The sequence below is a fragment of the Peribacillus frigoritolerans genome (genome assembly GCF_030676415.1).
In the GTDB taxonomy this organism is placed as follows: Bacteria; Bacillota; Bacilli; order Bacillales; family DSM-1321; genus Peribacillus; species Peribacillus frigoritolerans_A.
In genome coordinates, this window is the sequence record NZ_JAUUTW010000035.1 from 37,073 (window position 1) to 49,522 (window position 12,450).

The 12,450-nt window shown below is 38.8% G+C and carries 8 protein-coding genes; 7 read left to right on the forward strand and 1 reads right to left on the reverse strand.

Annotated features, from left to right (window positions below):
* Positions 1 to 124: 124 nt before the first annotated feature.
* A complete protein-coding gene (locus Q8G36_RS23830) occupies positions 125 to 1,606 on the reverse strand; it encodes an aldehyde dehydrogenase family protein (protein WP_305162280.1) in 1,482 nt (493 codons plus the stop codon).
* 505 nt (positions 1,607 to 2,111) lie between these two features.
* Between Q8G36_RS23830 and Q8G36_RS23835 the strand changes: the two genes are divergently transcribed.
* From Q8G36_RS23835 to Q8G36_RS23865, 7 genes are all read left to right on the forward strand, one after another.
* A complete protein-coding gene (locus Q8G36_RS23835; protein WP_305162281.1) occupies positions 2,112 to 3,944 on the forward strand; it encodes a sigma-54-dependent Fis family transcriptional regulator in 1,833 nt (610 codons plus the stop codon).
* Between the two features lie 251 nt (positions 3,945 to 4,195).
* The gene (locus Q8G36_RS23840) at positions 4,196 to 5,341 is read left to right on the forward strand and encodes a histidine kinase N-terminal domain-containing protein (protein ID WP_305162282.1); all 1,146 of its coding nucleotides are present in this window, start codon (positions 4,196 to 4,198) and stop codon (positions 5,339 to 5,341) included.
* Between the two features lie 658 nt (positions 5,342 to 5,999).
* Positions 6,000 to 7,421 carry an APC family permease gene (locus tag Q8G36_RS23845; RefSeq protein ID WP_370694112.1) on the forward strand — a complete coding sequence of 474 codons (1,422 nt, stop codon included), beginning with the start codon at positions 6,000 to 6,002 and terminating at the stop codon, positions 7,419 to 7,421.
* A gap of 645 nt (positions 7,422 to 8,066) precedes the next feature.
* Positions 8,067 to 8,825, forward strand: coding sequence for a hypothetical protein (locus tag Q8G36_RS23850; protein WP_305162283.1), 759 nt, complete (start codon positions 8,067 to 8,069; stop codon positions 8,823 to 8,825).
* Positions 8,826 to 9,091: 266 nt separating this feature from the next.
* Complete coding sequence (locus Q8G36_RS23855; RefSeq protein WP_305162284.1) at positions 9,092 to 10,087, forward strand: cation diffusion facilitator family transporter; 996 nt, start codon at positions 9,092 to 9,094, stop codon at positions 10,085 to 10,087.
* 177 nt (positions 10,088 to 10,264) lie between these two features.
* Positions 10,265 to 11,008, forward strand: a complete 744-nt coding sequence (locus Q8G36_RS23860; protein WP_305162285.1) for a Cof-type HAD-IIB family hydrolase — start codon at positions 10,265 to 10,267, stop codon at positions 11,006 to 11,008.
* A 171-nt stretch (positions 11,009 to 11,179) separates the two neighbouring features.
* Entirely contained in the window at positions 11,180 to 12,178 is a 999-nt protein-coding gene (locus Q8G36_RS23865) for an NAD(P)H-dependent flavin oxidoreductase (protein ID WP_305162286.1), read from the forward strand.
* The last annotated feature ends 272 nt before the right edge of the window (positions 12,179 to 12,450 follow it).

A 12,450-nucleotide genomic window follows, 5' to 3' on the forward strand; every position in this document is an offset into this window, starting at 1 on the left:
AGAAAAGGGTGTACCAAAGTCCGCACTTTGGTACACCTTTTTGCAAATATTTAAGGAAACGGTAACATGCATTTCAATCACGATACCTGAGCCAAATGATCATATGGAGCGTTCACTCTTTTATTTAGTTTAAGTTAATCCATACACTCTTGACTTCCGTATAATTATCCAAAGCATAACTGCCCATTTCCCGACCAATTCCACTTTGTTTATAACCGCCAAATGGTGAAGCTGCATCGAAGGCGTTATAACAGTTTACCCAAACTGTACCTGCCTTTAATTCATTAGCCACATAATGGGCTTTTTTTACATCTTGTGTCCATAAACCAGCAGCCAATCCATATTCAGAGTTATTTGCACGGTTTATCACATCATCCAAATCATCAAATGGCATGGCAGCTACAACAGGACCGAAGATTTCTTCTTTAGCGATTGTCATTTCATCTTCAACGCCTGCAAATATTGTAGGTGCTACAAAATAACCCTCTCCTTGTCCGTAATTGCCCCCGGTAACCACTTCAGCTCCTTCAGACTTTCCTTTTTCAATATAACTGCCCACCCGTTCCAATTGTTCACTGGAAACCAAAGGCCCTATCTGGGTAGATGGATCAAGACCGGCCCCTTGTTTAATGTTTTTTGCATGGGACACTAAGTCAGCTACCACGTTGTCATAGGATTTCTTTTGAATGTACAGGCGGGAACCGGCACAGCAAACTTGTCCTTGATTAAACATGATGCCCATTAAAGCACCAGGAATGGCTTTACTCATATCTGCATCCGGTAGAATGATATTAGGCGATTTCCCGCCTAATTCCAACGAGATTTTTTTCACAGTTCCCGAAGCTTGGCGCATGATCATTTTGCCTACTGAGGTTGAACCGGTAAAGGCAATTTTATCGACATCTGGATGGTCTACAAGCGGTGACCCTGCTGTTTCACCAAATCCAGGTATGACATTGAGAACGCCAGGAGGAAAACCTGCTTCAAGCGCCAATTGACCTAAATATAATGCTGAAAGCGGCGTTTGCTCCGCTGGTTTTAAAACGATCGTACATCCGGTTGCAAGGGCTGCTCCTAATTTCCATGCGGCCATAAGTAGAGGGAAATTCCAAGGGATGATCTGTCCTACCACTCCAACTGCTTCATGACGGGTATAATTGAAGTAATTCCCAGCAACAGGTATTGTTTGTCCTACTATCTTAGTGGTCCATCCCGCATAATAACGGAAGTGATCGATTGCAAGGGGGACATCGGCATTAGTGGTTTCGCCAATCGGCTTGCCATTATCCAGGGTATCCAATTGTGCTAACGCCTCTTTATGTTCCTCCATGAGGTCCGCTAATTTATAAATGAGGCGACTGCGTTCCGATGCACTCATTTTTTTCCAAGGACCGTTGTCGAAAGCCTTACGGGCTGCTTTGACTGCTTTATCTACATCTTCCGGACCTGCTTCACTCACAATCGCTAAAACCTTGCCGTTAGAAGGATCGAGTGTTTCAAAGGTTTTTCCTGAAGCAGCTTCCACCAATTCCCCATTAATCAAAAGCTTTTTAGTGCCCTTCAAGAATTCTTGCACTCGTTGATTAAGTTTAATAGTTTGTTCCATGTATAATACCCCTTTTCATTTGGATTTTAAGTTCGATATCTGTTCGGACAATGGCGTTCCTCTAAGTAAAAGGATCAGGCATAATCTTATGTTTCGATACATTCTCTTTGGCTGACTTGCAGCAAGTCTGAATATCTTAAAAAACGGATTACTTGATTTTTCCCCCCTTATCAAAGGAATCAATTTCTCGACATGTAATTATGCAAGTCTAATGCCATAACAAAAAACCAATGAAACCAGTTAAAGAAGATGGTAGAGGGATCTTGGAAGGTGCCGGACTGTTCCATATTGGAACAGCTGGTGTTCCAATATGGAACAAAAAAGTTTAGTAGTTCGCATAAGGCTGTTTTCGTTTTGGTGGATATCTGAATTTTCTGTTATAATTAAATTGAATCAACGAAGCCTGAATGCTCTGAAACTTTGGATTACATAGAGTTTCATTAATGAAATTGAATAAAAAAATAGTGGCCGATTTACTGGATTATACATACGGGAGGATTATTCAATGTCTGTTAATATAAGCGCGGATAAAGGAACCATACCGGCATTTATTCAAGAATCATGGCAGCGGTGCATTTCGAAGGGACTTCAGCCAAGCATGATGGATAAGGAAGATATGCTTGGTGCATTTGAATTGGCCGAATACCACGATCGATATGCGGAACTACTGTACCATTCTTCCCCCATTTTAGAAGAAGTTTATCGCTCGATTAATGGTTTGGAGTCCATTTTATTACTTGCTGCTCCTGAAGGATATATCATCGAAACAGTTGGGGATCCAGCTTTCATTCGCCATGCAGATAATGTTTCCCTGAGAAAAGGGGCCAATTGGCTAGAGGAATCAAAAGGAACAAATGCAATAGGGACAGCCATAGTAGAGAAAAACCCTGTATTGATTCATGGCAGTCAACACTTTCACCAGGATAACCATTTCCTTACTTGTGCCGCATCGCCCATTTATCACCCTGATGGGCATCTGCTTGGTGTTTTGAATTTAAGCAGTCATCAACAGAATTATCATCCTTTTTCCATTAGTTTAGTTCAGAGGGTGGCTGATAGCATCAAACAAGCACTCTTATTGTCCCATACACAAAAAAGGGAGAAAAACCTTTATTTTATATATGATTCATACCCTGATCCATTAATTACCCTTGATAAAGAGGGGAAAGTTACAGATCTCAATTTAGCGGCGTCACATGTTATCGGCACATTGAAAAAACCGGTATCGAATATAATATCAGGAACGGACCCACTTGTGTTAGAACAGAAGATTTCAATTAAAGACCAGGAATTCCTGGTTCAAACCCTTGGCAAAAATATAGAACATCAATCCTCCGTGATCGTGAGGTTAAAAAAACAAAAATTGACTGATGGTTTAACAACTAATCGTTATCAATTTACCGATATCATAAGTAATGATCCGCAAATGAATCAAACCATATCCATTGCTAAAAGAGCTGCAGCGCTTGATATCAGCCTGCTTATCACTGGAGAAAGCGGAACGGGAAAAGAACTGTTCGCTCAATCCATTCATGGGGTTAGCTTAAGAAGTGATAAGCCATTCATCGCCATCAATTGCAGCGCAATTCCCGAAAACTTATTGGAAAGTGAGCTATTTGGGTATGATAAGGGTGCCTTTACTGGCGCAAAAAGCGGCGGGCATAAGGGTAAATTCGAAGCTGCAGATGGCGGAACCCTGTTTTTGGATGAAATCGGGGACATGCCGCTTAAAGCTCAAGCGACTCTGCTCCGCGTGCTGCAGGAACGATGTGTGACGCGTGTAGGGGGACATGCTTCCATTCCAATCGATGTAAGGGTCATTGCCGCCACCAACAAAGACTTACAAAAAGAAATTGAAGCTGGAGAATTCCGTGCAGATCTATTTTTCCGCCTTTGTGGATTATCTTTAAAACTTCCAAACCTAAGGAGTCGTAAAGATTTATTGCTGTTAGCAAAATACATTTTAGCGGATTTACCTTATAAAAGCGAACATGCAGAACTAACTGACGAAGCTAAAACATTCATTTTGGAATATTCGTGGCCAGGAAATTTCCGTGAATTGCAAAACGTGCTCGGACAGGCTTCATTCCTAGCTGATAATGGCCCGATTACAAGGGACTTGCTTGTGGCACTTTGTCCTGTTTCTTCCATTAAACATGAGGAAGGGGCAAATGCCGATCGAGAACCAAGAAACTTTCAAGAACAAGAAACCCAACTTATCAGGAATGCATTGGAACGAACAAAGGGAAATATCAGTAACACCGCGAAACAACTCGACATCGGCCGAAATACGCTATATAGAAAAATGAAAAAATATGGAATCAACTTTCAAAAGTAAGAGATTCTTAGTATATAAAAAATATGAATGATGAGTTTCCTTTTTATGGCGATCCAAGATTCCCGACCTGATTTGGTCGGTTCTTTCGTTATCGCAAGTAACTATATGCGGACCAGCATACCTGTCTCCTTATAAGCTACATTTCACCTTAAAAAACAATAAATAATGAAGTGCAGGAAATCAAAATCTCATATAGAATGATGTTATTGATGTAGTATCTAAATTCCGCAAGGGGATGTGTGGTCAATAGTATGGAGTTGTCATGTGAACATAAGAAGTATAAGCATATATTGATTCAATATTTGGAGGAAAATGAATCGGTGTTTTTAAATGAATGGAACGAGACTATTAAGATCAATGAAATAGACCCCTACAAAGAAAGGATTAAAGAAAATGGTTATGGGATGTACTCACTGGTCATCCAAACGTTCAAAGAGATATTGTCTGATGATGTGCTGATAAAATTGGCTTACCAGGTAGCAAAAGAACGTCTTGAAGCAAATATCAACATTGGGGATTTTCTATATAATATCAATTTAGGGAGAAATATCATAATCAGAAATGTTTTTGGGGCCAATATCCCTATTAATTATTTGCAGAAATTCATTAATGACATCAACTTGCACTTTGATACGTTCAGCTATCATGCAGTAACGAGATATACGAATCTTACAAATGAAGTGATCGAGGAAAAAAAGTCTTATATCAGTGAAAACCACAAAGATAAATTAGCGGTACTGGGTCAGATATCATCAAGCTTTGTACATGAGTTCCGAAACCCTCTTACAGCAATCATGGGGTTCAATAAATTACTGAAGAGGGAGAACCCGAGCTTGAAATATTTGGATATCATCGATTATGAGTTAAATCAGTTGAATTTCAGGATAACCCAATTCCTCCATACCTCTAAATCTGATTTTAATGAGGAACAAAGAGAGGAAATTTCCGTATTAAAGTTAATTGAAGAAATACAAGAACTGACTTATGCAAATATTGTCGATGCCAGCGTTAATGTGGAAATAGATATTTATCCAAACTTCGTCATGACTGCGAGCAAGGATGGGTTAAAACAAGTGTTCTTGAATCTTTTTATAAATTCCATTGATGCCTTAAAGGATAAGGAACATCCTAGAATTTTAAGGATAAACTCTTTAATTGAGGCGAATGAAAGAATAATTCGAATTTCAAATAATGGACCGGCCATTGCCAGTGAATTGATCGAATCTATATTTGAGCCCTTTGTCACAACGAAAGAGTTAGGAACGGGAATTGGATTATACGTATGTAAAAAGATCATTGAAAGTAATGATGGATATATGAATTGTGTCTCCAATGAAAAGTTAACCACATTCAGCATTCATTTCCCCAAAGTTCAGAATGAATTTATAAGGGTTTAATACATATCATATAGTGACTTTACATAAAGCATTATATACATATCAATATTTTTCGAAATTTTATACATAGATCTTTGATTAATAGCGGGAGGGCATTCCGTGTCTGCCGGTACTTTACATAAAATCATTCTCAGTGAAAATAAATTTATTTGGAAGATGCCAAGAAATCATAATTTGGATTTTAGCATCTTCTTTTTTTATCCCTGTTATTTTCGTATGTGTGTCGAAATTTTAAAAGAAAACAATTAAATTGTCATTTTTTAATTCGATTGTGAATCAAAAAGGGGCAATAATTAATATATGAATCGAAAATCGAATTTATGATTCAGTAATGCATCGTTTTAAATTCATAAAAGCGTTTAACCCTATTAAAATAACTATCCTTTTTTTGGCATGGATATTGCTTTTATTTATATATGTATAAAATTTTAGTGAGAGAGGGTGCTTTTATTTGAGAAAATAGTCAGGTATAGATCAATTTAGTGGATTCAGATACATAACCAATTATTCCTTAATGTCAGCACTTTGTAATGCAGAAATGTCCATAAGTTCTATACATATCAACCAAATGCTTTTTTATTATTATTTCTATCATTATTTCTTTGAAAAGGGTTCCTAAGTTTTTGTTTTGTCCTACAGTCTTTCAAGAAAGGGATGGATTACCATTAAAGAAACTAAAAGTCTAAATAAAGTTCTTTCTAAGGTAGATATATTATTTTTGGCATTCGGGGCCATGATCGGTTGGGGTTGGGTAGTATTATCGGGTACATGGATTGAATCAGCAGGTACACTTGGAGCGATGATAGCATTTTTAATAGGTGGAGTATTGGTAACTTTTGTAGGTCTGACCTATGCAGAATTAGCTTCAGCTATGCCCGCTGCTGGAGGTGCTTTATCTTATGTATTAAGGGGCGTCGGTCCAAAAGCTGCATTTGTAGCATCATGGGCCCTCGCATTAGGTTATATATCTGTGGTTGCTTTTGAAGCGGTTGCTTTGCCAACTGTCATTGAATATGTATTTCCTAATTATAAGGTAGGATTCATGTATTCTATTACTGGATATGATGTGTATTTAACATGGGTGCTTGTTGGGGTAATAGGTTCCATTTTAGTTACACTTATTAATTATTTTGGTGTGAAATCGGCAGCCATTCTCCAAATGGTTTTAACCATTGTAATAGGTCTCATTGGTTTGATGTTAATCTTTGGAGCCGGATTCACTAGTGATTTGGGAGATGCGAAACCACTATTTTTGGATGGCACAGTAGGAATCATAACTGTACTGATCATGACTCCGTTCATGTTTGTGGGCTTTGATGTAATACCTCAAACAGCTGAAGAAATGAATGTTGAACCCAAATTAATTGGGAAAATCCTTATATTTTCAGTAAGCCTTGCCGTTATCTGGTATATTGCCATTATATACGCTGTAGGAGTATCTTTAGATAAAAATATAATAACCACTTCTGTATTACCAACGGCAGATGCAATGGCCAAAGTCTATGGATCGAGTATTTTTGCAAACATCTTGATAATAGGTGGTGTTGCAGGTATTCTGACGAGCTGGAATGCCTTTATTATTGGAGGCAGCCGAGTTCTCTATTCAATGGCGGAAAAAAAGATGATTCCAGCTTGGTTTGGTAAATTACATCCGAAAACAAATACGCCTACAAATGCTGTATTGTTTATAGGTGCTATATCCATGATTAGTCCATTATTAGGGAGACCTATGTTAGTTTGGTTGGTTGATGCTGGCGGACTGGCTATTGTATTGGCATATTTATTCGTAGCAATTGCATTTGTTCAATTGAGAAAAAATGCTCCTGAGATGGCAAGACCTTTCCGTGCTGGAAAATCAAATATCGTGGGCTGGGTCGCATTGGTTCTTAGCATAGGATTTATTGCCTTATACTTACCAGGTATGCCAGCAGCTTTAATTTGGCCTTATGAATGGCTCATTTTTGCAGGCTGGTGGGCTATTGGTTTTCTCCTCATGTTTAAAATGAGAAAAAATTATAGTTCTGGCGAAATGAAGTACAACGAAGTCCAGTTGCCAATGGAAGATGTGAAAGAAGGGTAAAGGGAATGAATTAATCTGAGCCATTTTTGGCAACCCATATGCCATAAAGGTTGATTTTTCTTATTAAAGGGCTGCTCTTAGTGAGTAGCTTTTTTTCTGTGTCCAAAAGAAAGGTAATTATTTCGAAAGAAAAACTCGTGGGAAATTTGGATATAAACGGTTTTCTATTACTCTCATTCCTGTTGCAGACGTTAATGTAGGAGGAGGTTCGGAATGTCTCATCCCGAACCAGGGTTTTAAAACAAGAATAGGTTATACTTTATGGTTTTTAACTGTTTTATGAAACCCTCATTAAAATGAAGAAATTCACGTCAATCCTGCCGAATAACTGGCTAGGCAAGACCCCGCTGGATGCTTGTGGCGAGAGACTTAGCAGACAGTCGGCGGAAAGGGGGCTGATTTCTGAAAATGACTGGAACGTAAAAAAATGAAGGCAAAATTCCCTTTCTAAATTGTCTACAGTCAGGGCTGCTCTTAGTGGGCAGCTTTTTTCGGGTTCCAAAAATGATCGCATTCATTTAATGGGGGTAATTTAAGCGTGGTCGTAATTGTGACTGCTATCAACCCATTATGATACACATTCATTTGCAACTTTGAAATCCTTTGCTAGAATATAATCTATAGAAAAGATTAGGAGTGGTGACTGTGGCTGAAACTCCAGCTGAAGAGTTGATTCATTATATCGCACCAAAAGGAGAGTATATCCCTTTTTTAGATGATACGGACTATATCGCTAAAGGATTGGAATGGAAATTATTCACTGCCCGTTCGGTAAAAAGAGAACTATTATATAAAAGCGGCAGTTTTCAAGCAAAAGTCAAATTGGCAGGTTATGAACAATATGGAAATGGTCTTGACACTGTAGTCGTTGAATTTGAAAATGGCAAGCTTAGTTGCATTCACCCTTCCTATTTAAAGGAAATGCAAAGCTCCAGTTTCGGAAAAGAATTGTTGAGTGGACCGGTTTCCGAAACATCTGTAGATCCTAGAGAAACTGAACAGGTAATGGAAGCACCAATTACAGAAAACTCCGATCAGATAAGTGAACAACCAAAAAAAGCAAAAACCAAAACTAAAAAGACGACAGCAAAACCTAAGTTGGACTTACCTGGGGAAAAAGTACATTTCACCGCAACCATCAAGGAGTTCACGGCGAAAATGAACCATTTCACTGGTGAAGAAGATGAAGTCATACTCTTGGAGAATGTCAAAGTGACAACGGAACCTGAATTGACTATCGGCGATGCTTGGTGTGGTTATAGCAAGACACTAAAAAAAGCAGAGCTCGAAGAAGGGGACGCAATCGAATTTGATGGAAAAGTGGTCGACAAAAAATACAATAAAGAAATACGGTATAAAGTAAATAATCCATCTAAGTTAGTGAAAAAGGGGATGGAAGCTTAAAGAAGTTCTTGAATGATAGGAGTAAGCCGCCGCTTACTCCCTTTTTTTGTTGCATTAATCAGTTTTCTAAAGAAATGAATGCCCATTGTGAACTTATTAGAATAGATGAGTCCATTCCTGGAATATATTCGTTTGTGGGAGATACAACTTATAACCATTCTCCAATCGTATAGTTTTGGGTATCGCTTTTGTGGTTTCATATATTCCAGTGTTGGGGATAATACATTATGTTAATGGATTTATAAAAAGATTAGGGGGGATTTTATATGAAAGAATTATTTCGGTTATTAAAACAAGGGAATAAATCGGCGTTCATTGCTGCCTGTGTGAATAGTATCATCGCTGTACTAAAGGGGATTGCTTATTTCATGACAGGGAATGTCGCTATGTTTGCTGAAACTTTACATACTTTGGGCGATGCTGCGAATCAGTTTTTCGTCTTCATTGGTTCCGCACTAAGTAAAAAGTCACCAACCGATCGATTCCCTGATGGTTTTGGACGTTTGGTTAACCTCGTATTATTAGGGGCAGTATTGGTTGTTGGAATCATGTCTTATGAAACGATTAAAGAAGGGTTCCATCACATTTTGCACCCTGCAGAATCAACGGGTATCCTTATAAACTTGTCCGTCCTTTCGTTAGCAGTTGTGTTGGAAACATATGTATTATTTAAAGCGATGAAAGAAGTGGTGCATGAGACTGGAATCGAAGCTAAAGGAGCAGCCGTCATATTTAAGAGCTTCTCTGGTTTAAAAAGAGCAAAACCAGCGACGAAATTAGTATTCATGGAAGATATGGTTGCAACCGGAGGTGGGGTCCTTGCGATAATTGCCATTTTATTAGCAAACTTCACCCCCTTCATCCAAGCGGAAGGAGTTGCTTCCGTCATGATCGGTCTCGGTATGTTCTATGTGGTTGGAAGGGTTTTTCTTGATAATGCTGCAGGTGCTCTTGGGGAAGCCGATATTGAAATGCGACAAAAAATTGGAACTATGGTCATGGATGATCCAGACGTAAGGGATATACAGAAACTGGCCGTAATAAAAGAAGGGGAAGACTTTCATGTTGAACTTGAAGTTGAACTTGATCCCCATATTTCAATCGCCCAGGCGGATGACATTAAAGATCGGCTGTTTAATGAGATATTCAAGGAAAGAGGAGTAACGGATGTCATTATAGAATTTGATGAAAATGATGGTGTCCCAAAATGGGAAGGTCAGATAAAAAAAGAATTGAATGAAATGAAAAAAGATAGGGAGTAGAAGATCTTTAGAATGGCAAAATACAAAGTGTCCGGATAAGGATATTCGCTTGAATATAAAAATAATGCCACTTAGAGTAATGCCTGTTCAATTATTCACGTACTTTCCTTGCGTATGCATTATAAGCTATCATGGACTTAGTTACATAAAGAAGGGATTATGGAAGGGTGAATAAGAATGAAGAAACAAGATATTAAGCTAGTTGCACTTGATATGGATGGCACGCTTCTCAATAAGGCTGGAGAGATATCTGAAGAAAATCGGAGAGCGATAAAAGAAGCAGAAAATCAAGGGGTTTTTGTTGTATTGAGCACAGGAAGATCCTATGCGACATGCAGTGATTTTGCAAAGTCAATGGAACTCCAATCATACCTCATTACGGTAAACGGAAGCGAAATTTACGATAATCAAGGAAAACTGGTGGAAAGGAATATCGTCGATAGTGAGTCCATACAATGGATGTGGGAATTAAGCCAAAAACATGGTACACATTTTTGGGCAATTAGTTGCGATAATATTTACAGGGCTGAAATGCCTGAAAAAATTCATGATTCGCAATGGCTTAAATTCGGATTTGATACAAATGATGAAAGCATCCGCCAAATCATCATGGATGAACTGGTATCAAAAGGAAACTTTGAAATAAGCAATTCAAGCCCAACGAATATTGAAGTGAATGCCATGGGCGTCAATAAAGCGAAAGCGATAAAGCTTGTATGCTCATTGCTCGATATTACTATGGATAATGTTATGGCAGTAGGTGACAGCCTTAATGACCTAGCGATGATTTCTGAAGCAAAAGTGGGGGTGGCAATGGGAAACGCCCAAGAAATTGTGAAAGAAAAAGCAGATTGGGTTACAGCAACAAACGAAGAAGATGGTGTGGCTAAGGCCATTCGTAAATGGGCGCTTTCAAATTGAATCGACACTGTATATGGGACGTATTCCATATACAGTTTTTTCATTGAAATGGCGCTGCATGACAAAGAGATTCTGCTGCTGAATTAATTTCTTGAAAATTGTGTATTTTAGAAGTATGATAATCTTGTAGTGTTATATTTTGGTAATATATTAAAATGGGAGGTTTCATAGATGACAAGAACTTTGCCTGAACAATGGTGGAATCAATTATCTTTACCAGTTATCTCAGCACCTATGTTTTTAATATCCGGTCCTGAGTTAGTGAAAGAATGCTGTTTGAATGGGGTGATCGGCTCTTTTCCAGCACCGAATGCGCGGCCGATAGAAGTACTGGATCAATGGATGGGTGACATAAACGATACATTGATTGCAGCAAAGGCTAAAGAACCAGGCTCAAAGATTGCTCCATGGGCAATGAACATGGTTGTCCATCGTACATATAGCCGTCTTGAAGAAGAGTTGGAATTGGTCAAAAAGCATCAGCCTCCCATCGTCATTACATCATTAGGTTCACCAAAACATGTGGTGGATGTCGTACATAGCTATGGCGGCTTGGTCTTTTCTGATGTCAGCTCTGTGGATTTTGCAAAAAAGGCTGCGGAGTCAGGTGTGGACGGATTGATCTTGGTTGCTGCGGGAGCCGGTGGTCATGCTGGTGAGATAAATAGCTTTGCTTTCGTGGACAGCGTAAGGACATTCTGGGACGGAATCATTTTGCTTGCCGGATCCATCAGTACTGGTCACAGTATCTTGGCCGCTCAGGCTGCAGGAGCTGATCTTGCATATATGGGTACACGTTTTATCGTGGCAAAAGAGAGCAGGGCAAATGATGAATATCGTGAAATGCTTGTCGATTCAAATCATGATGACATCATCTTGACTGATGCATTTTCAGGCGTTAATTGTAATATGCTTAAACCGAGCATCAGAAAGGAAGGCATGGACCCAGAACGATTAGCTAAAAAAGATAAAGTCGATTTTGACAGCATGTCCAAATCATCTGATTCTAAAGCGTGGCGTGATATTTGGTCAGCGGGTCATGGTGTAGGGGCGATTAAAAAAATAGATACCGCTGCCGGCATCATTAAACAATTAGAAAAAGAGTATCAGGAGTCCTTAAAGAAATTGACCGGGCAGGCGGAAAAGTTAAAAGGCATTATATCGAAGTGATATGAAAGCGCTTCATTTAATTATGCGAATATAGCTAATTAGAAGGGTATCCATTATGGATACCCTTCAGTTTGTAGACAAAAGGGGTTCGGAATTAAAAAATTCCGAACCCCTTTTGAAATTCCCTTTTAAATTTTGACCAAAGGTTAAGAGATTGGGGCTCTACGAGCCCACTATGTTAGGCCATTTTTGGACCTCGCCATGTCCAATTGGCCATCTTCTTTAAATTAATGGCAGCGAAAGTAAGCATCGCCTGCATCGACAATTTTTTA